The sequence below is a fragment of the Halorubellus salinus genome, from assembly GCF_020567525.1.
Classification (GTDB): domain Archaea; phylum Halobacteriota; class Halobacteria; order Halobacteriales; family Natrialbaceae; genus Halorubellus; species Halorubellus salinus.
Genome location: NZ_JAJCVI010000005.1, coordinates 462,437 through 482,973, shown reverse-complemented (window position 1 = coordinate 482,973; position 20,537 = coordinate 462,437). Strand labels below are relative to the sequence as shown.

The 20,537-nt window shown below is 69.0% G+C and carries 19 protein-coding genes and 1 rRNA gene; 15 read left to right on the top strand and 5 right to left on the bottom strand.

All coding sequences use genetic code 11. From position 1 onward, the window contains the following. Positions 1-287, bottom strand: a 16S ribosomal RNA gene (locus tag LI336_RS16580); the annotation flags it as partial. A 1,134-nt stretch (positions 288-1,421) separates the two neighbouring features. Continuing rightward, positions 1,422-1,730 carry a non-histone chromosomal MC1 family protein gene (locus LI336_RS16575; protein ID WP_227134254.1) on the bottom strand — a complete coding sequence of 103 codons (309 nt, stop codon included), beginning with the start codon at positions 1,728-1,730 and terminating at the stop codon, positions 1,422-1,424. Between the two features lie 228 nt (positions 1,731-1,958). Here LI336_RS16575 and LI336_RS16570 point away from each other — a divergent pair, with 228 nt between their 5' ends. The 4 genes from LI336_RS16570 (at position 1,959) to LI336_RS16555 (ending at position 6,946) form a co-directional block, all read left to right on the top strand. Beyond that, complete coding sequence (locus LI336_RS16570; RefSeq protein ID WP_166042207.1) at positions 1,959-2,156, top strand: hypothetical protein; 198 nt, start codon at positions 1,959-1,961, stop codon at positions 2,154-2,156. A gap of 253 nt (positions 2,157-2,409) precedes the next feature. Further along, positions 2,410-3,465, top strand: coding sequence for a quinone-dependent dihydroorotate dehydrogenase (locus LI336_RS16565; RefSeq protein WP_227134253.1), 1,056 nt, complete (start codon positions 2,410-2,412; stop codon positions 3,463-3,465). Positions 3,466-3,604: 139 nt separating this feature from the next. Then, positions 3,605-5,791, top strand: a complete 2,187-nt coding sequence (locus LI336_RS16560) for an ATP-dependent DNA helicase (RefSeq protein WP_227134278.1) — start codon at positions 3,605-3,607, stop codon at positions 5,789-5,791. Between the two features lie 132 nt (positions 5,792-5,923). Then, positions 5,924-6,946, top strand: coding sequence for an alpha/beta hydrolase (locus tag LI336_RS16555; RefSeq protein ID WP_227134252.1), 1,023 nt, complete (start codon positions 5,924-5,926; stop codon positions 6,944-6,946). Between the two features lie 48 nt (positions 6,947-6,994). Here the strand turns inward: LI336_RS16555 and LI336_RS16550 are convergent, their stop codons facing one another. Both LI336_RS16550 and LI336_RS16545 read right to left on the bottom strand, forming a co-directional pair. Further along, a complete protein-coding gene (locus LI336_RS16550) occupies positions 6,995-7,501 on the bottom strand; it encodes a 2'-5' RNA ligase family protein (protein WP_227134251.1) in 507 nt (168 codons plus the stop codon). A 38-nt stretch (positions 7,502-7,539) separates the two neighbouring features. Further along, positions 7,540-7,734, bottom strand: a complete 195-nt coding sequence (locus LI336_RS16545) for a DUF7554 family protein (protein WP_227134250.1) — start codon at positions 7,732-7,734, stop codon at positions 7,540-7,542. Between the two features lie 313 nt (positions 7,735-8,047). On the opposite strand from LI336_RS16545, the gene argG reads away from it, so the two are divergent. The 9 genes from argG (at position 8,048) to argF (ending at position 17,680) form a co-directional block, all read left to right on the top strand. Continuing rightward, positions 8,048-9,463: an argininosuccinate synthase gene (gene argG, locus LI336_RS16540; protein ID WP_227134249.1), complete on the top strand. Its 1,416-nt coding sequence runs from the start codon at positions 8,048-8,050 to the stop codon at positions 9,461-9,463. After that, the gene (gene argH, locus LI336_RS16535) at positions 9,463-11,010 is read left to right on the top strand and encodes an argininosuccinate lyase (RefSeq protein WP_227134248.1); all 1,548 of its coding nucleotides are present in this window, start codon (positions 9,463-9,465) and stop codon (positions 11,008-11,010) included. Before argG ends, argH begins: the two co-directional genes overlap by 1 nt. Positions 11,011-11,254: 244 nt before the next feature. Beyond that, positions 11,255-11,419, top strand: a complete 165-nt coding sequence (lysW, locus tag LI336_RS16530) for a lysine biosynthesis protein LysW (RefSeq protein WP_166042218.1) — start codon at positions 11,255-11,257, stop codon at positions 11,417-11,419. Positions 11,420-11,525: 106 nt separating this feature from the next. After that, entirely contained in the window at positions 11,526-12,443 is a 918-nt protein-coding gene (gene lysX / locus LI336_RS16525) for a lysine biosynthesis protein LysX (protein WP_227134277.1), read from the top strand. Continuing rightward, positions 12,443-13,516, top strand: coding sequence for an N-acetyl-gamma-glutamyl-phosphate reductase (gene argC, locus LI336_RS16520; RefSeq protein WP_227134247.1), 1,074 nt, complete (start codon positions 12,443-12,445; stop codon positions 13,514-13,516). The genes lysX and argC overlap by 1 nt, the downstream gene beginning before the upstream one ends. Positions 13,517-13,518: 2 nt before the next feature. Continuing rightward, positions 13,519-14,388 (top strand): acetylglutamate/acetylaminoadipate kinase, encoded by an 870-nt coding sequence (locus LI336_RS16515; protein WP_227134246.1) that lies wholly within the window; start codon positions 13,519-13,521, stop codon positions 14,386-14,388. Then, positions 14,385-15,515 (top strand): aspartate aminotransferase family protein, encoded by a 1,131-nt coding sequence (locus LI336_RS16510; protein ID WP_227134245.1) that lies wholly within the window; start codon positions 14,385-14,387, stop codon positions 15,513-15,515. Before LI336_RS16515 ends, LI336_RS16510 begins: the two co-directional genes overlap by 4 nt. Beyond that, positions 15,515-16,717, top strand: a complete 1,203-nt coding sequence (locus LI336_RS16505; protein ID WP_227134276.1) for a [LysW]-lysine hydrolase — start codon at positions 15,515-15,517, stop codon at positions 16,715-16,717. Before LI336_RS16510 ends, LI336_RS16505 begins: the two co-directional genes overlap by 1 nt. A gap of 24 nt (positions 16,718-16,741) precedes the next feature. Continuing rightward, positions 16,742-17,680, top strand: coding sequence for an ornithine carbamoyltransferase (gene argF, locus LI336_RS16500; RefSeq protein ID WP_227134244.1), 939 nt, complete (start codon positions 16,742-16,744; stop codon positions 17,678-17,680). A gap of 28 nt (positions 17,681-17,708) precedes the next feature. On the opposite strand, the gene LI336_RS16495 is transcribed toward argF, so the two are convergent. Continuing rightward, entirely contained in the window at positions 17,709-18,188 is a 480-nt protein-coding gene (locus LI336_RS16495) for a hypothetical protein (protein WP_227134243.1), read from the bottom strand. A gap of 223 nt (positions 18,189-18,411) precedes the next feature. Between LI336_RS16495 and LI336_RS16490 the strand changes: the two genes are divergently transcribed. Beyond that, entirely contained in the window at positions 18,412-19,515 is a 1,104-nt protein-coding gene (locus LI336_RS16490; protein WP_227134242.1) for a Gfo/Idh/MocA family protein, read from the top strand. Between the two features lie 45 nt (positions 19,516-19,560). Then, positions 19,561-20,535: a sugar phosphate isomerase/epimerase family protein gene (locus tag LI336_RS16485; protein ID WP_227134241.1), complete on the top strand. Its 975-nt coding sequence runs from the start codon at positions 19,561-19,563 to the stop codon at positions 20,533-20,535. Positions 20,536-20,537: the final 2 nt, after the last annotated feature.

The window sequence follows — 20,537 nt, the reverse complement described above, 5'->3', positions numbered from 1 at the left end:
GCTCTTGCTCTCACAACCCGTACCGATTATGGGCACGGTGGGCCGTTACCCCACCGTCTACCTAATCGGCCGCAGCCACATCCTATGGCGCCGTAGCATTTCCGGCTCAAGCCATTCCAGGCATAGAGCGTTATTCAGAATTAGCCTCAGTTTCCCGAGGTTGTTCTGATCCATAGGGTAGTTTGGCCACGTGTCACTGAGCTATCTGCCACGAGTATGAACTCGTGCGACTAGCATGGCTAAATCGAACTCCGATAGCAATGGCCTCCGGCAGGATCAACCGGAATGGTCCCGAGCTCAAGGCTCGGGGGGTATGGCGGGACACACTCGATTGAGTGTGTTCCATCTATTGCATTGCGTGGTCCGAGTTCGGTGATCCAGATCGAGTCGGCCGATCGGGCGTCACCGAACTACCAGGGCTAACATCAGATTCCGTCTTGACGGCGGACCGCAGGGGCGGAATCCTCATTTCCTTCCGGACTTGAGCATATTCCGGGAAGGGACATAAGCCCTTCGGAGTTGCTCCGTTCGGCGAGTGGTATTCGCCGAACACGTCCGGGATTGGGGCACGAGTTGAACGTGCCCCGAATCTCGGTGTGTCGTGTGCGTCGTATCCGAATCCCCGTTTCCACTTAAGGGCGTCGGATTCGCCCAACGCCGAAGTTCATTCCGGCGGGGCGTTCACATCACAACGAAATCGCCTGTTTCACTTAAGGGCGTCGTTTCGTTGATGTCCCGTGTGTGGACCGGGGTGTTCCTGCCTCCGTGCCGGGTCGCGGCCGGAGGGGGTGGCGTCGTGCGCCACCTTGTTCGCATCCATACCGATGGGAGTGATACATTTAAGGCCGTCGTTCCGTTCGGCCATTGGCATCGTGTTCACGTGGGGTGGTTTCGCACGGATTTTCGGGGGACGCGCGTACGCGTAGTCTGTTATGTAAGTGGACGTCGGTGGTGTGGAGGAGGGCGCGTTGGGGTGGCCCAGGGAGGGGATCGTCTGGTGGGGCGTGTGTCTGTTGGGTGTTGGGGGTGGAGCGTGTCGTGTGCGTGATGGTGGGTCTGGGTCGGTGTTGGCCCTGGGATGGTTGAGCGTGGGGTGTCTGGGGTGGCGGCTGGGGCTGGGGTGGGGTTGGGCGCGGTACTGTGGTAGGCTGAGACTGGAGGTACTGTGGTGGTGCGGGACCGGAGAGCGTCCGCGTGCGCGAGAAGCGAGGGGTGTGTGACGGTGCGGTGGTCGAGCGGGTCGTTCTGGGTGTTCGTGGTGGGTGTACCGGGTGCTGTTGGTGTGTGTTGTGTTGCGCGGGTGGAGGCCGACGGGTCATTCCACGCGTGGTGCGGTCGGTCGGGTCGGGTGGTGCCCGCGCGATGGCGAGGTTCGCCCGCGAGGGTCGTATGCGTGTCGGTCGAGAAAGGTGGGGGGAGTGTTATTCTTCGAGGTGTTCGATGCGTTTCTTCGAGACGTTTGCTTCGGTGATTTCGTCGGGCATCCAGTCGGGTTTGTCGTCCGGGGCTTGTTCGTTCCAGGCCCAGCCGTCGTAGATGTGGACTTTGTCGGTGCCTTTCTCTCGAAGGCGGAGTTCGGTCTTCTCGGCGTTCTCTTCGCCTTGTGCTGGTTCGAGGCGCCGTGCTGCTTTCAGTGCTGCTTGTCGGGGCGTGTTGCCTGAGAACACGCTGGTTTCGTCGCCACTCTGGTCTCGAAGCGCGAAATTGCGCTTTCCATCTTCACGTACCATGATTTCGCTCCATGCCAATGGAACACACGGCTAACCATAAAGATATCCCCGGAATCGAGGGACGGCGACGGAACCATTGATAAATGGAGGGGGTAACGAGGGGGGCAGGTCGGCCGGATTCGGGGGTGATACGGGCCGTAGATTGCTCGCGCGCGGTCACCCCGACGCCTGCGGTGTAGAAAACACTTAAGTACGTGCTGTAGCGAACAGTCGAACTAGACCTCGGCGATGGTACGGAAAAAGAAGTTGAGCCCGAGTGGCGCGAAAGACGAGAACGGCGAGTACCACAACGTCCATATCAACCTCCACGAGGACGAACTGGCGGTTGCGGGGATGGACATCGGCGACGAGGTGTTCGTGCGCGTACGGGATGGGAAGATAATCATCCAGAAGGCCGATCAGGACGAAGTCGAACACGAGTTCTAACGTACCAGTCGCCGTCGTATCCTCGACACCGTAATCCGGCGAGCGACGCGTTCCTCGGTCTCCGCGGGTTCCGAGAACAGCGACGACGCCGATACCCGATCTCTTCTCGACTGGAGTCATCGACGTCGGGGTCGTCGGCTGCTCTCGTGGTCGGTTCTCGCTTCGTCGCGGGACTGGCGACCCCTGGGTCGCAGGGTGCTCGCACGGTCGGTTCCCGGGACGTTTATGCACGTTCGCCGCCGCGTGACGTGTGATGACGTTCTACGACGCCGTTCGGCCGTTGTTGTTCTCGTTGCCGGCGGAGACGGCGCATGGGGCCGGGAAGTCGGCGCTGCGTGCGGTCGACGGGACGCCTGTCGCGTCGGTCTTGCGGCGGCGGTTCGTGGTGGACGACGACCGGTTGCGGGTGGCGGCGTTCGGTGAGTCGTTCCCGAATCCGGTCGGTGTGGCGGCCGGGTTCGACAAGAACGCGGAGGTCGTCGGCGGGCTGGCTGCGCTGGGGTTCGGGTTCGTCGAGGTCGGTGGGGTGACTGCGGAGGCCCAGCCGGGGAATCCGCGTCCGCGGATGTTCCGCTTGCGGGAGGACGAGGCGATCGTGAATCGGATGGGCCTCAACAACCAGGGGGCGGACGCGGTGGGGCGGCGTCTCCGCGAGGACGTGGCGGCGTCGGTCCCCGTAGGCGTGAACCTCGCGAAGTCGGAGGTTGCGTCGATGGCTGACGCACCCGCGGATTACCGGTACACGTACGAGCGCGTGGCCGACGGCGGGGATTTCTTCGTCGTGAACGTCTCCTGCCCGAACTCGGAGGGGTTCCGCGACCTCCAGAACAAGGACGAGCTGGCGGCGATCTTCCGCGAACTCGTTGACGCGGGCGCGAGTCCACTCCTCGTGAAGCTCTCCCCGGACCTCCCCGAGCCCGCGCTCGAGGACGCGCTCGAACTCGTCGACGAGTTCGACCTCGACGGCGTGGTCGCGGTGAACACGACGACGGACCGCCCCGAGTCCCTCGCGAGCGCGCACGCGAGTGAGACTGGAGGTTTGTCCGGGAAACCGATCGAGGATGCGTCGACGCGACTCGTCCGGTTCGTCGCCGAGCGCACGGACGTCCCCGTGGTCGGCGTCGGCGGGGTCTCGGACGCCGAGGGCGCGTACGCGAAGATCCGCGCAGGCGCATCGCTCGTCCAACTGTACACGGCGCTCGTCTACGAGGGCCCCGGGCTTGCACGCGACATCAACCGCGGCCTCCTCGAGTTACTGGAACGCGACGGCTTCGACACCATCGAGGACGCCGTCGGCGCGGACCTGTAGCAGCCTTTCTGCGAGCGGTCACCACGTTAATGCGACCCGCCGGCCTGGGGGGCCCCGGATGCTCGTGCGGGCAGTCGGGCGAACCCTTTTGCCTGATTGCGCGCAACGCGTTGGTGTGACTGCGGATACGGACGCGTACATGCGGTTCTTCCCGTACGACGAGCCGTACGCGAACCAGCGGGAGGCGATGGACCGCATCTACAACGCGCTTTCGCGCGGCCAGGACGTCCTCTTCGAGGGCGCGTGTGGGACGGGGAAGACGCTGTCCGCGCTCGTGCCGGCGCTCGAGTACGCGCGTGAGGCGGGGAAGACGGTGGTCATCACGACGGACGTCCACCAGCAGATGCGCCAGTTCGTGACGGAGGCGAGCGAGATCACGCGCGAGGAGGCGATCCGCGCGGTCGTGTTCAAGGGGAAGGCGTCGATGTGCCACATCGACGTCGGGTACGAGGAGTGCCAGGCGTTACGGGATACGACGCGGGACCTCGTCGAGAAACGCGAGGACGTCGAGCAGTTGGAGGAACGCCAGGAGGAGCTCCTGGACGAGGTTCGCGAGGGCGACGATGGCTCGCAGAAAGCTCAGGAGGCCCAGGAGGCGCGGGCGGCGGTCGTGAACGAGATCCAGTCCCTCCAGGGCGCGATCGACGACGTGGACGACGCGAACGTCTGCGATCACTACCTGCAGAACCTCACCGCGGACACGGACGGGTTCTACGAGTGGTTGTTCGCGGACGTGCGGACGCCCGACGAGATCTTCGAGCACGCTGGCGCGCAGGGGTTCTGTGGCTACGAGCTCCTGAAGGAGGGCATCGAGGGCGTGGACCTCGTCGTCGCGAACTACCATCACCTCCTGGACCCGATGATCCGCGAGCAGTTCTTCCGGTGGCTCGGCCGCGACCCCGGGGAGGTCATCACGGTGTTCGACGAGGCGCACAACGTCGAGGACGCCGCGAGGGATCACGCGACGCGGACGCTCACGGAGCAGACGCTCGATAGCGCGCTGGAGGAGTGTGCGGACAGCGACGACCCGCGCGCTGACCGGGCAGCGAACGTCCTGGAGGCGTTCCGTGATGCGCTCGTGGAGACCTACGAGGACGCGATGGGGTTCGGGGAGCGCGAGCGCGTCGGCGAGGACTGGGAGGACGTCACGATCGCGAACGAGGACGGTCGGGACGACCTGACGATGGCGTTCCTCCAGGGGTACACGGGCCAGGGCTACCAGCAGGACCTGGAGGCGGCGGTGCAGTTCGGCCAGGAGTTGGACGACGAGTACGAGGAGGCGTACAAGCGCGGGGAGGCGACGACGCGCCAGGAGTGCCAGACCTTGCAGGCGGCGCGGTTCGTGGGGACGTGGATGCAGGAGTCGACGGAGCAGGGGAAGTATCCCGTGTCGGCGGTGCGGCGCGACCAGGGAACCGACGACGTGTACGGGCGCGTGGAGTTGTACACGTGCATCCCGCAGGACGTGACGAGCGAGTTGTTCGGGGAGACGCACGCGAACGTCCTGATGAGTGCGACCCTGCAGCCCTTCGGCGTCGCGGGCGAGGTCCTGGGACTCCAGTCGCCGGTGGAGATGGAGTACGGGTTGTCGTTCCCGCAGGAGCGCCGGCGGACGTTCGCGGTGGGGACGCCGGCGTTGTTCGCGAGCAAGCGCGACAAGGTACCGGTCCAGGAGCGCTACGGGGAGACGCTCGCGGACGTGGTGCGGTTCACGCCGGGGAACACGCTCGCGTTCTTCCCGAACTACGCGGAGGCCGAGCGGTACGCCCAGCGGTTGCGCGAGCACCCGAAGGTCGATTCGACGGTGTACCTCGACGAGGCGGGCGTGAGTGCGGAGGATGCGCGGACGGCGTTCACGAACGACGACGACGCGGTCCTGTTGACGTCGCTGTGGGGGACGCTCGCGGAGGGCGTGAGTTTCGACGGTGACGACGCACGGTCGGTCGTGGTCGTCGGCGTGCCGTACCCGCACCTGGACGACCGCGCGGAGGCGGTCCAGCGCGCGTACGGGGAGGCGTTCGGGAACCGTGACCCGGAGCAGGACGGCTGGCGGTACGCGGTGGAGATCCCGACGGTCCGGAAGACCCGGCAGGCGCTCGGGAGGGTCATCCGGTCGCCCGAGGACTTCGGCGTCCGCGTGCTGCTGGACGAGCGGTATACGGCGAAGAGCGAGCACGAGATGGGGAAGTACAGCGTCCACGACACGTTCCCGAGCCACGAGCGCGAGGAGATGGTCGACATCGGCCCGACGAAACTCAAGTTCGCGATGCTGAACTTCTATCAAGATATGGACGCGTACGGCCCCGACGGGCCGCCCACGCCCTGACCTTCCGCCTGCGACTTTTCGCCCACGTTTTGCGGCCCGTGAGCGAGGCGAGCGGGCGACGCCCGCGAGCCAGGGCGGACCCGGTGACGGGAACCCGAGGTCATTTGTTGCCGGCGTCGGTAGCGTGGAACCATGAGTTCGACGCGCCGTGGCTTGTTGCGTGCGCTCGGTATCGCTGGGGCTGGTGGTGTCGTCGTGCTGGCCGGGTGTACGGACGGCGAGTCGACGGAGCGTTCGTCGGCGTCGGCCGTGAAGTCGACGACGCGGACGACTGCGGTGACGGATTCCGAGACGGCGGCGACGACGACCGAGTCGACGACGTCTTCGGAGTCGGGCGTCCTCGGCGAGCCCGACGCGGAGACGGAGCTGGCGACGGTGTACCGGGACGTCCCCTTCCGCGACACGGAGGATGGTCGACTTCGGTTGGATTACTATCGGCCGCGGGACGCCGAGGGGCGGGTGCCGCTCGTGGTGCACGTTCACGGTGGGGCGTGGGCGTTCGGGTCGAAGGGCGGTGGGCGGTTCAGGCGCGTGCCGCTCTCGGCGGGCGCGGCGTTCGCGTCGGTCGGCTATCGGTTGAGCGGGACGGCGTCGTACCCGAAGCCGGTGCGGGACGTAGTCGCGGCGATGGCGTGGTGTCGCGAGCACGCGGCCGCGCTCGGGGTCGACCCCGAGCGCGTTGGGTTGACGGGCGAGTCGGCGGGCGGGCACCTGTCGACGCTCGTCGCGGCAGCGCCCGACGTCCCGAACCTGCGGCCCGCGGGCGTGAGTGCTCGCGCGGCGCGGGCGTCGTGCGTGGTGTCGGTGAGTGGCGTGTACGACTTCACCGTCGAGGGCGACGGCGGCGTCGGTGGGACGCTCGTCCGGCGGTTCCTCGGGTGCGAGGACCGCGAGTGCGAGCCCCAGCGCACGCAGGCGTCCCCGGTCACGCACCTCGATTCGGGCGACCCGCCGGCGCTCCTGTATCACGGGACGGCGGACCGCGTCGTCGCCTACGAGCAGGCCGAGCGGTACGTCGCGGCCGCCGAGGACGCGGGGATGGCGGTGTCGCTCGTCACGGGCGAGGGCGGCGGGCACGTGACGCCGTACGCGGGCGACTGGGGCGAGCGCTACGAGCGCCGGCAGCGCACGTTCCTCCGCGAGCACCTGTTCTGAGGGCGCTAGCCGGGAGGCGTGATCGCTCGGGTGGGCCGGCGCAGTCGCTCACGCGGGGAGGCGTATCTCGCCGGCTGGTTCTTCGAGGTGGGCGTCGTAGAACTGGAGGCGTTCGACGGACCACTCGATGGGGTCGACGTCGACGGTCGCGGCGCGTTCGGCGGCGTCCGTGGGGCCGTCGCGGGCGAGCGTGACGTGGGGGACGTAGTCGTCGCCGCCGAGGCCGTCGAGGCTCCCGAGTGCGTCGACGAGGCGGTCGTGGACCTCGTGGAGGCCGGGGGAGTCGACGGTGAGGTAGACGACGGGGCCGGTGCCCGACGTCGGGTTCGCGAAGTAGTCGATGCCGTCGACGCGGACGGCGAACGGCGGGAGGCCGCTGAGTGCGTCCCGTACTTGGCGTTGGACGCGGTGGCGGTCGCTGGGCGTCGTGGCGTCGAGGCGTTTCGCGAGGAGCGTGTGGTCGCTGGGGTGGTGTGCGAACGCGACGAGCTGGGGGTGGAGGTCGCTCGCGAGCCGGCGGACCCGTCCCGGGACGGGGACGTTCAGGCTGTACACGTGCGTGTGGTGGCCGTCGAGGCGTGTAAGCCCCTCGCTTAGAGCCGGTCGAGGAGCCAGAGGACGATGAGGATGAGGATGACGACGCCCAGTAGCGGCTGGAGCGGGCCGAGCAGCCAGCCGATGGTGCCGAGTATCATCCCGAGTATCTCGAGGACGATCCAGACGACGACGAGGATGAGGACGATCTTGAGGAGGTCCTCGACCTCGATTCCGGCGCGATTTCCGAGCATATGCGCTCTCACTGGGGCTATCGGCTTAAAGACCCGGCAAAATCGCGCTAGTGTGTGACGGGTTATCGTGCACGTGTGAGGGTCAAGCCTTGCCGACCCGCCAAGCTTTAGTAGTATGTACACGGTATGTATCTCCACGATGGTTCAGCACCGTACGTCTGCGTTCGCGGTCTCCGCGAGCGGTGCTGCCGTGTCCCTTCGAACGCCGCGACCGGCCCGTTAGGGCCACTTACACTACTTTCTCGACTCGCGGCGCATTCCACTTCGACCACTTCGACGACGGCGGTTCCGCCGTCACGCACATCGACACCACATGACACACGACGATACCACATCCGGCGACACGGCAGCCACTGGCGCACAGTACGCGGAAGACAACCTCGACACGACGCACGTCCAGAAGGTAGATGGCGGGAAGGTCGCGCTCGCGTTCTCGGGCGGCCTGGACACGACGGTCTGCGTCCCGCTCCTGGAGGACCTCTACGGGTACGACGAGGTCGTCGGCGTCACGGTCGACGTCGGCCAGCCCCAGGCGGAGTTCGTGGAGGCGGAGGAGACCGCCGAGGCGCTCGACCTCGAGCACTACGTGGTCGACGCGACCGAGGAGTTCGCGGACCTCTGCTTCGAGTCCGTGACGGCGAACGCGACCTACCAGGGGTACCCGCTCGGGACGGCGCTCGCGCGTCCGGTCATCGCGGAGGCCATCGCGGAGGTCGCGGCGGACGTCGGCGCGGACGGCATCGCGCACGGTTGCACGGGGAAGGGCAACGACCAGTTGCGTTTCGAGGCGGTGTGGCGCGACACGGACATGAACGTCGTCGCGCCCGTTCGCGAACTCGGGTTGACGCGCGAGTTCGAGCAGGCGTACGCCGCCGAGCTCGACCTCCCGGTGGAGGGCGGGAACGAGGGCGACTGGAGTATCGACACGAACCTCTGGAGCCGTAGCGTCGAGGGCAAGGACCTCGAGGACCCGGCGTACGTGCCGCCGGAGGACATCTACGACTGGACGACCGAGCCCGGGAAGGTGACGGAGCCGACGCTCGTCCAGATCGGGTTCGCGAACGGCCTCCCGACGGGTATCTCGGTGCTCGAGGGCCCCGAGTCCGTGCAGGAGACGGCCGCGAACGCGGTGACGGAGGCCGCTGACGCGGACGAGGCGACGACGGCGGTCGCGACCGGGGAACCGGTCGCAGTCATCGAGTACCTGAACGCGCTCGCCGGCGCGTACGGCGTCGGCCGCACGGACATGATGGAGGACCGCATGCTCGGCCTGAAGGTCCGCGAGAACTACGAGCACCCCGCCGCGACCGTGTTGCACGCGGCCCACGAGTCCCTCGAAGGGCTGGTGCTGACGAAGGACGAGCGCGACTTCAAGGCGACCGTGGACGACGAGTGGGGACAGAAGGCCTACGAGGGCCTCGTGCACTCGCCGCTCTCGCAGGCGCTCGGCGGGTTCCTCGACGTCGTGAGCGAGAAGACGGAGGGCACGGTGACGGTGAAGCTCGCCGCGGGCCAGGCGCGTGCGGTCGGTCGCGACAGCGAGCACGCGGTGTACTCCGAGTCGGCGGCGTCGTTCGACACGTCGACCGTGGACGGCATCGAGCAGGCGGACGCGACGGGCGTCGCGAAGTACCACGGGTTCCAGGACCGTCTCGCGAACTCGGCGAGCGCGAAGACGACCGAGTCCGAGGAGTCCACCGAGGAGACGACGCTCACAGCCGACGACTGATGACGGAGTTCCGCGACAACCGCACGGCGAAGACGACCGGTGACGCCAGCGACGGCGACGGCGAATTCGTCGAGGGCGACGATGCGAGCGCGACCGACGGCGGGACGGCGGTCCGCGGCGAGCGGTTCAGTGGCGGGCCGGCGCGCGGGTTCCTGTCGTCGATGGCGGCGGACGACCGCATCTTCGAAGCTGATCTGGCGGTCGACCGCGCGCACGTCGTGATGCTCGCGGAACGGGGCATCGTCGACGACGACGAGGCCGGCCAGATCCTCCAGGCGTTGAACGTCGTGGAGGTCGAGGAGCACAAGGGACTTCCCGACGGCGAGGACGTCCACGAGGCGATCGAGTCGAAGGTCATCGCCATCGCGGGCGACGTCGGCGGGAAGATGCACACGGCGCGGTCGCGGAACGACGAGGTCGCGACGTGCATCCGGTATCGGCTCCGCGAGGACGTGCTGGACGCGCTCGATGCGGTGAACGACGCGCGTGCGGCGCTCGTCGAGGTCGCGGACGCGGAGGCAGAGACGCTCATGCCGGGGTACACGCACCTGCAGTCGGCGCAGCCGACGACGGTCGGGCACTGGGCGCTCTCGTACGCTGGTGCGCTCGCCCGCGACGCCGACCGGTTGCTGGACGCGTACGACCGCGTGAACGAGTCCCCGTTGGGTGCGGCGGCGTTCGCGGGGACGCCGTTCGACGTGGACCGGAGTCGGACTGCCGAGTTGCTCGGGTTCTCGGGGGTCGTGGCGAACGCGACGGACGCGGTCGCGGCGCGCGACCACCTCGTCGAGGTGGCGTCGGCGCTCGCGAACGTCGCGACGCACCTGTCGGGGCTCGCCGAGGACCTCGTGATATTCTCGAACCGCGGGTTCGTCGAGCTCGACGACGCGTACTCGTCGACGTCCTCGATCATGCCCCAGAAGAAGAACCCGGACACGCTCGAGCTCGTTCGCGCGACCGCCGGGGACGCGAGCGCGGGATTGAACGGGTTGTTGTCGACGCTGAAGGGCCTGCCGCGGGCGTACAATCGCGACCTGCAGAACGCGACGCCGCACGTGTGGTCGACTATCGATGCAGTCACCGAGGCGACGTCGGTCGCGGCCGGCGCCGTCGCGACCGCGGAGTGGCCTGCGGAGGCGCTCGCAGAGGCTGCTGGCGAGGGCTTCTCGACGGCGACGGCGGTCGCGGACGTGCTCGCGATGGCTGACGTGCCGTTCCGGCAGGCCCACGAGGTCCTGGCGACGGCGAGCGAGGACGCCGAGGGGGACGCGCCGAGCGTGGAGACGATCGCGGCGGTCGTCGAGGACGTGCTCGGCGAGCCCATGACGGCGTACGCGGACGAGGCGACGGTCGCCGAGGCGTTGGACCCCGAGGCGAACGTCGCGATGCGCGATTCGGTCGGTGGCCCGGCGCCGGAGGCGGTGGCGTCGGGGGTCGCGTCGGCGGCGGAGGCGCTGTCGGGCGACGAGGCGGCGGTCGAGGGGAAGCGTGACGCGCTCGCGCTGGCGCACGAGACGCTCCAGGACGAGGTGTCGACGTATGTCTGAGGCGGCGAGTGCGGTCGCGGCGGCGGTTCGCGCGACCGCTGTGGACGCGGGTCGTGAGCGAGGCGTGCGAGGCCGACTGCCACCAGCCCCACCACGGGGCAGCTATTCAAAGTAACCTGATATATGGTTCGGGTTCGATGGCGAATTTTGCTTTCTCAGTACCGTTAGAGTGTTCTCTACGTAGTATAAGTTATTTGGTAAGTTCGGAAGGTTTATGTTCTTCCGGCCGGGAGTACCGGGTACGATGACGACATGCACCGAGTGCGGCGCCGACGTGGCGCTGCACGACGACGCGGAAGCCGGAGAGATCGTCGACTGCACCACCTGCGGCGCAGAGCTCGAAGTGATAGACGTCTCCCCGCCGGTCCTCGAGAAGGCCCCCGAGCTGGAAGAGGACTGGGGGGAGTGAACGTGCAGACGACAGCCACGACACACCCCGAGACCACCACCCAAGACTCGACGATGACCGACGACGAGCCCACGCAGGACGCGACCGCGAACGCGAGGTGGACGAGGTGAACGTCGGCGTCCTCTACTCGCGCATCCGGACGGACGAGAAGCTCCTGCTCTCGGAGCTGCGCGACCGCGGGCACGACGTCACGAAGATCGACGTCCGCAAGCAGACGTTCGACCTCACCGAGGCCCCCGAGGCGTTCGACGGCCTCGACCTCGTCGTCGACCGCTGCATGGCGACCTCGCGGAGCCTGTACGCGACGAAGTTCTGCGAGCAGTACGGCGTCCCCGTCGTGAACTCGGCGGCGACCGCCGAGACGTGCGCGGACAAGGTCGAGAACTCGCTCGCGCTCGCGGCCGCTGGCGTCCCGACGCCGACGACGAAGACCGCGTTCACGACGGACGCGGCGATGGAGATCATCGAGGAGTTCGGCTACCCCTGCGTCCTCAAGCCCGTGATGGGCTCGTGGGGGCGCCTGATGGCGAAGATCGACTCGAAGAGCGCCGCCGAAGCCATCCTCGAGCACAAGGCGACGCTCGGGCACTACGAGCACAAGGTCTTCTACGTCCAGGAGTTCGTCGAGAAGCCCGGCCGCGACGTGCGCGTGCTGGCGGTGGACGGCGAGCCCGTCGCGGCGATGGCGCGCTCGGGCGACCACTGGCTGACGAACGCCGCGAAGGGCGCGGACACCGAGCCGTTCGAGCTCGACGACGAAGCGAAGGAACTCGTCGAGATGGCGAGCGACGCGGTCGGCGGCGGCCTGCTGGGCGTCGACCTCATGGAGACCGACGGCGACCAGACCGACTGGAACTACACCGTCCACGAGGTCAACCACACCGTCGAGTTCAAGGCGCTGAACGAGGCCGTCGACGTCGACGTCCCCGCGAAGGTCGTCGACTGGCTCGAAGCGAAGGCCGACGCGTACGCGACCGAGGACGACGCGGACGCCGAGGAGGCGGTCGCGGAGGTGTCGGACTGATGGCTGCCACACCCACGGGGGACGTGGACGTCGACACCGAGGCGGTGTCGGCGAGCATCGTCGGCGCGAGCGGGTTCGCGGGCGGTGAACTCCTGCGCTTGCTCGCGGGGCACCCCGAGTTCGAGCTCTCGCAGGCCACCTCGCGCGAGTACGCCGGGAAGAGCGTCGGGAGCGTCCATCCGCCGCTGCGCGGCACGGACCTCCGGTTCTCGCAGCCCGGCGACCTCGAGTCCGTGGACGTGCTGTTCACGGCGACCCCGCACGGGGTCACGATGGAGCACATCGACGACTATCAGGACGCCGCGGAGCTCGTCGTCGACCTCTCCGCTGACTTCCGCCTCGATACGGAAGCGCAGTACGACGAGTGGTACGACGGCCACAGTTGCCCGGAGAAGCTCGACGTCGCGCAGTACGCGCTCCCGGAGGTGAACCGCGAGAACCTCGCGGGCGCGGACGTCATCGCGTCCGGTGGCTGTAACGCGACCGCGACCATCCTCGGGCTCTACCCGCTCGCGGAGGCCGGCATCCTCGACGGCGCGGACGTCGTCGTGGACGTGAAGGTCGGCTCCAGCGAGGGCGGCGCCGGCGGCGGCGCAGCGTCCTCGCACGCGGAGCGCTCCGGGGTCGTGCGTCCGTACGCACCCACCGGGCACCGCCACGAGGCCGAGATCGAGCAGTGGTTGGGGCAGTCAGTATCGTTCACGTGCCACGCCGTGGACATGGTCCGCGGCGCGAGCGCGACCTGTCACGTCTTCCCCGACGGCCCGGTGAGCAACGGCGACCTCTGGAAGGCGTACCGCGGCGAGTACGACGACGAACCGTTCGTCCGCATGCAGGCCGGCGGCTCCGGGACGTACCGCTACCCGGAACCGAAGGCGGTCGCGGGCACGAACCACGCCGAGGTCGGGTTCGAGCTCGACGCGTCGAACGAGCGCGTCGTGGTGTTCTCCGCCATCGACAACGTCGTGAAGGGCTCGGCCGGGCAGGCAGTCCACGCGGCGAACGTCGCGCTCGGGTTCGAGGAGACCGCGGGCCTCGAGTTCGCGGGCCTGCACCCCGTGGGGAGTCCCTGACCATGACCACGGTCGTCAAGATCGGTGGCGCTCGCGCGGTCGACCCGGACGGTGCGCTCGCGGACGTGGCCGACCTCGTCGAGTCCGGCGAGGACGTCGTGGTCGTCCACGGCGGGTCGACGGCGGTCGACGAGACGCTCGAGGCACTCGGGGAGGAGCCCGAGTACGTCGAGACCCCTGGTGGCGTCGTCGGGCGGTTCACGGACGAGCGCACGATGGAGGTCTTCGAGATGGTGCTGCCCGGGAAGCTGAACACGGACCTGACCGCGGGCCTCGTCAACGAGGGCGTGGACGCGGTCGGGCTCTCCGGCGTCGACGGCAAGCTCCTGGCGGGCCCGCGGAAGTCCGCGGTGCGCGTCCAGGAGGACGGCAAGAAGAAGATCCGGCGCGGCGACCACTCCGGGACCATCAAGCAGGTGAACGCGGACCTCCTCGAGACCTTGCTCGCGGGCGGGTACACGCCCGTCGCGACCGTCCCGATGGCCGGGAAGGACGGCGACGTCTGGCTGCCGGTGAACGCGGACGCTGACCGTGCGGCGGCCGCCATCGCGGGCGCGCTCGGCGCGGACCTCGTCGTCCTCACGGACGTCGCGGGCGTCTACGCTGACCCCGACGACGCGAGCACGCGCATCGACGCGGTCGCCACGGCCGACGACTGGGCCGCCCTCGAGGACGCTGCCGAGGGGTTCATGACGAAGAAGGTCATGGCCGCTCGCGAAGCGCTGGAGGGCGGTGCGGCGAGCGTCGCGGTCGCGACCGCGAACGCGGACGCGCCCGTGACGAGCGCGCTCGACGGCGACGCCACGACCATCCTGCCGTCGGCGCTCGAGCTCGAAGCCGACGACGCCGACGCGGAGGTGTCGGCGCAATGAGCGGGTTCGTGTTCTCGGAGAAACCAATCAGCATCGAGCGCGGCGAGGACGTCCACCTCTACGCCGATTCGGGCACCGAGTACCTGGACTTCGGCGCGAGCTACGCGTGCACGCCCGCCGGGCACTGTCATCCCGAGGTCGTGGACGCCGTGCAGTCCCAGGCCGGCGAGTTGCTGTACGCGCAGGCGAGCTACGGGAACGGGACGCGCGACGTGCTCTACGAGCGCCTCGCGTCGTTCGCGCCCGGTGGCCTGGACAACGTCTGGCTCTGTAACTCCGGGACGGAGGCGAACGAGGCGGCGTTGAAGTTCGCGCGTTCGGCGACCGGCCGGGAGAAGGTCGTCGCGGCCAAGCGCGCGTTCCACGGGCGGACGATGGGTGCGCTCGCGGCGACCTGGAAGGCGAAGTACAAGGCGCCGTACGAGCCCGTGATGCCCGGCGTCGAGTTCGTCGACTACGGCGATGCGGACGCCCTGGCGGAGGCGGTCGACGAGGAGACCGCGGCGGTCATCCTCGAACCCGTCCAGGGCGAGGGCGGCGTGCATCCCGCACCCGAGGGGTACCTACAGGCGGCCCAGGACGTCACGGACGACACCGGTGCCGCGCTGATACTCGACGAGATACAGACCGGCGTCGGCCGCACCGGCACGCACTGGGCGTGCCAGGCGCGCGACGTGACGCCCGACATCCTCACCGCGGCCAAGGGCCTGGCGAGCGGACTCCCGCTCGGCGCGACCGTCTGCGCGGACTGGATCGCCGAGGGCGCTGCCTCCCACGGGTCGACGTTCTCCGGGAATCCCCTGGTCGCCGCGGCGGCGACCGCGACGCTCGACGTCGTCGAAGGCGAGGCTCTCGCCGAGAACGCCACGACCGTGGGCGCGCACCTCCAGGAGTCGCTGGCCGAACTCCCCGTCCGCGACGTCCGCGGGGAGGGGCTCATGGTCGGCGTCGAGGTGAAACGCGGCGCGAACCGCCTCCTGAAGGGCCTGGCCATCGAGCACCAGGTGCTCGCGCTGCCCGCGGGCCGCACCGTCGTCCGCCTCCTCCCGCCGCTGACGGCGACGGAAGCGCACGCGGACGCGGTCGTCGGCGCGCTCGAAGCGGTGCTCGCGGAGGTGAGTGCATGATGACGAACGCGGACGCGACCGGTGCGACCGCGGACGGTTCGGCCGTGGCCACCAGCGAGGTCTCGACGGCCGAAGCGCGCGAGCTCGTCGCGGACCTCGTCGCCACGCCCTCGCCGTCGGGCGAGGAGGCGGCGGCCGCCGAGCGGCTCGCGGCGTTCTTCGAGTCCCACGACCGCGAGGTCTGGCTCGACGACGTCGGGAACGTTCGCGCACCCGCGGACGACGCCCTGCTCTTCACGAGCCACGTCGACACCGTCCCCGGGGACGTCCCGACGTGCATCACGGACGCGGACGCGAACCTCACGGACGCCGAGACGGTCGTGAACGACGCCGGCGGCGACGACGTGACGCTCCCGACCGACGGGACCGCGCTCGTCGACGACGACGCGACCCTCTGGGGTCGCGGGAGCGTCGACGCGACCGGGCCACTCGCCGCGATGGCCGTGGCGGCGGTCGAGACCGGCGTGTCCTTCGTCGGCGTCGTCAGCGAGGAGACGACGAGCGCGGGCGCCCATCACCTCGTCGCGGACCGCGACGCGCCCGACGTCGTCGTGAACGGCGAACCCTCCGGGTGGTCGGCGCTGACGCTCGGCTACCGCGGGTTCGTCGCCGCGACCTACGAGGTCGCGACCGAGGCCGCGCACTCGTCGCTCCCCGACCTGAACGCCGTCGAGCACGCGACCGCGTGGGTCGAGGACGTCAAGGACGCCTTCGAGAGCCCGCTCGGACCCGGTGCGAACGCGTGCGACGACCCGAGCGTGTTCGACACGGTGACCGTGAAGCCCGTGATGGTCGACGCCGGCACCGAACCCGGTGGGAACGCCGTGACGGCCGAGGTCGACTGCCAGTTCCGCATCCCCCCGGGGACCGACGCCGACGACATCGAGGCGACCGTCGACGCGGTCACGCAGCGTGGCGTCGTCGAGTTCGGGGACGCAATCCCCGCCCACATCGCGAGTCCCCGGACGGAACTCGGTCGCGCGTTCCGAACCGCGATCCGAGCGGCAGGCGGTTCGCCGAGTCTCCTCCGGAAGACCGGGACCGCCGACGCGAACCTCTACGACGCGGCGTGGGACTGCCCGGTGGCCACGTACGGCCCCGGCGACTCCACGCTCGACCATTCGCCCGACGAACACCTCGCGCTCGCCGACTACGACCGCGCCGTCGCGGTCCTCGAGTCGGTCGCCAGCGACCTCCAGTAACCACCAGCCGACGACCACATCACCATGAGCACGCCGACACCAGACGCCCCGACCGGATCGAGTCCAGAGCCACCACAGCACGTCCTCGACGTGGACGACCTCAGCGTGGAGACGTTCCACGACGTCCTCGACGCGGCCGCGAACTACGAGCACATGCTCGCCGCCGGGAACCCCCACCTGGACCTCCCCGAGCACACGCTCGGGATGCTGTTCGAGAAGCCGTCCACGAGAACGCGGATGAGCTTCGAGACGGGGATGACCCAGCTCGGGGGGCACGCGGTGTTCCTCGGGCCGGACGCGACGCACCTCGGGCACGGCGAACCCCTCAAGGATACCGCGCGAGCGCTCTCGGGGTACGCCGACGCGCTCGCCATCCGCACCTTCGACCACGCGGCCCTGGAGACCATCGCCGCGTACGCGGACGTCCCCGTGGTGAACGCGCTCACGGACGACGCGCACCCGTGTCAGGCGCTCGCCGACCTCCTCACCATCCGCCAGGCGTTCGACGGGTTCGACGACGTCAGCGTGGCGTGGGTCGGCGACGGGAACAACGTCGCCGCGTCGTTCACCGTGGCGTGCGCGATGGCGGGCGTCGACTGCACGATAGCCACGCCCGAAGCGCACGCGCTCGACGACGACGTGCTCGACCGCGCGGCCGCGCTCGGTCCCGCACCGACGGTGACGACCGACTTCGACGAAGCAGTCGCGGACGTGGACGTCGTCGAGACGGACGTCTGGGTGAGCATGGGCGAGGCCGACGAGAAGCGCGAGGCCTTCGACGGCTGGACCGTCACCGAGGACGTCCTCGAGGCCGCGGACGCGAAGTTCATGCACTGTCTCCCCGCGAACCGCGGCGAGGAGGTCACCGACGGAGCCATCGAGAGCGAGCGCTCGCTCGTCTGGCAGCAGGCCGAGAACCGCCTGCACGTCCAGAAGGCACTGCTCGTCGAACTCCTCTCCTGAGTCGCCGGACGAACTGACTGCCTGTTTCTCAGCGCGAGAGCGCGATTGCGGTGCCGGCACCCAGGAGAATCCCCCAGACGAGGTGGCCGACGAGCGGCATCACGGCGAGGTTCGGGAGTGGGATGTCGGTCCCGAAGCTGACGGCGTTCAGCCAGAGCGGCCAGACGAGTCCGATGTTGACGACCCAGAGCGCGGCCGCGAACGCGGCACCGAGCCCGATAGCGGGTGCGAGCCGCGTGGCGTGCTCGCGGAGGACGCCGGTGTCGACGACGACGCCGAAGAACGCGCCGAAGAGCGCGGCGTGGAAGACGTGCGCGATCCAGCCGACGGTGAGTGACGGCTCGCCGAGCGTGTACATCGCGCCGATGACGGTCATCCGACCGAGCTGGAACTGGATGAGGACGCCGAACGCGAGGCCGGCGAGCACCCCGACGAGAGCGGTTCGAGCGACGACGGCCGTCGGTCCGTACTCGAGCGTCGAAGCGTCCGTTGTCGTGTGCGTGGACATACCGGTAGGTTACCCTACACGTCAAAAGCGTTGCGTCGGCGATGCGTCGAGCGCGCACTGGCAGCCGCGACGCACGAGCGTCCGCACCGCCGGAGACGGAGTCGAACAACCGACGCGATCGGCGGAGCCGACGAATCGGTGGGACCGAGGGAGTCGAACAACCGACGCGACCGATAGATTGAACGAGCCGACGTTCGGTACACGACGGAGAGACCAACACACGATGCACGAACGAGACACGGTACGTATCGGAATCGTAGGGCTTGGTGGCATCGCGCGCCATCACGCCGACCAGTTCGCGGCGCTCGCCGACGAGGGCGTCCCGGTGACGCTCGCTGGTGGCATGGACATCGACGCTGACGCTCGCGAGGCGTTCGGCGACGACTACGACGTGCGGACGTTCGGGGACGCCGACGCGCTGTACGAGACGGTGGACGCGGTCGTGGTGACGACGCCGAACTGCTTCCACGAGGAGTACGTCGTGAGCGCGCTCGACGCGGGCCTGGACGTCCTCGTGGAGAAACCGCTCGCGCATACCGTCGAGAGCGCGGAGCGCATCGCGGCGAGCGCGCGCACCGCCGACGGGTTCTGCATGGTCGGGTTCCACAACCGGTTCGCGCCGGAGGTCCGCGCGCTGAAGGCGCGCGTCGACGACGGCCGCCTCGGCGACCTCTATCACGTGGACGCGAGCTACGTCCGGCGCCGTGGCGTCCCGGGTCGCGGGTCCTGGTTCACGGACGCGGACGCCGCCGGCGGCGGGGCGCTCATCGACATCGGCGCGCACGCCATCGACCTCGCGCTGCACCTCATGGACTTCCCGGAGGTCGTGGAGGTCGCGGGGACGACGCGGTCGACGTTCGGCGGCCGCGAGGAGTACACGTACCTCGAGATGTGGGGCGAAGACGGCAGCGGCGAGTTCACCGTCGACGACTCCGCGCACGCGCTCCTCCGGTGTGCGGACGGCCAGACGATCGCACTCGAGACGTCGTGGGCCGCGAACCGGCCGCCTGAGACGGCGTACGTCGTCGAGGGAACCGAGGCGGGCGCGGCGCTCGACCGAACCGAGGAGTCCCTCACCATCTACGGCGTCGACGACGTCGGCGGCCCGCAGTTCACGGACACGACGGTGACGACCGACGGCGACCCCGCGCACCGCACCGAAGGCCGGCGGTTCGTGGAGGCGGTCGCGGCGGGCGACCCGCCGGGGACGAACACGGTCGCGGAGGCGCTCGCTGTCCAGCGGGTCGTCGCCGCCATCTACGAGTCCGCGGCGACCGGCGGCGCGGTCGACCTCGCGGACGGCCTCGCGGCCGAGGCCGACGACTGAACGCATCGCAGCGCAGAAACCACGCGACGACGACCTTCAACCAGCATGGACATCGGCGTACTCACGGTTCCGCTCGGTGACGAATCGCTCGACGACGCACTCGACTACCTCGCGGGTATCGGGGTGGACGCGGTCGAACTCGGCTGCGGGGGGTTCCCCGGCGAGGACCACCTCGACCGCGAGGCCGTGCTCGACGACGAACGCGCGCACGCGGCGCTGCGGGAGACGCTGGACGCGCACGACCTCCGGGTGAGCGCGCTCGCGACGCACAACAACCCGCTGCATCCCGACGGCGAGCGCGCGGACCGCGCGGACCGCGAGCTCCGCGAGGCCGTCCGCCTCGCCGACCAGCTCGACGTCGGGACGGTGACGTGCTTCTCGGGGCTACCGGCGGGGAGTCCCGACGGCTCGGTGCCGAACTGGATAACTGCGCCGTGGCCGGAGGAGCACGCCGAGGCGCTCGAGTTCCAGTGGGAGCTCGCGGTCGACTACTGGCGGGACCTCGCGGCGCACGCCGACGACCACGGCGTCGACCTCGCCATCGAGATGCACCCGAACATGCTCGTGTACGAACCGGACGGGATGCTGCGACTGCGCGAGGCGACGAACGACCGCGTCGGCGCGAACTTCGACCCGAGCCACCTCTACTGGCAGGGCATCGACGTCACGCACGCCATCCGCGTCCTCGGTCGCGAGGACGCCATCCATCACGTCCACGCGAAGGACACGAAGGTGTACGACGAGCACGCGCGCCGGAAGGGCGTGCTCGACACGACGAGTTACGCGGACACGAGCGAGCGCTCGTGGCTGTTCCGCTCCATCGGGTACGGGCACGACGAGGCGCACTGGAAGGACGTCGTCTCCGCGCTCCGCATGACGGGGTACGAGGGCGCGCTCAGCATCGAGCACGAGGACGCGCTCACGAGCAGTCGCGAGGGCTTGGAGAAGGCCGTCGACGTGCTCGGCCGCGCCGTCTTCGAGACCACGCCCGGCGACGCCTACTGGGCGGGAGGCGAGTGACG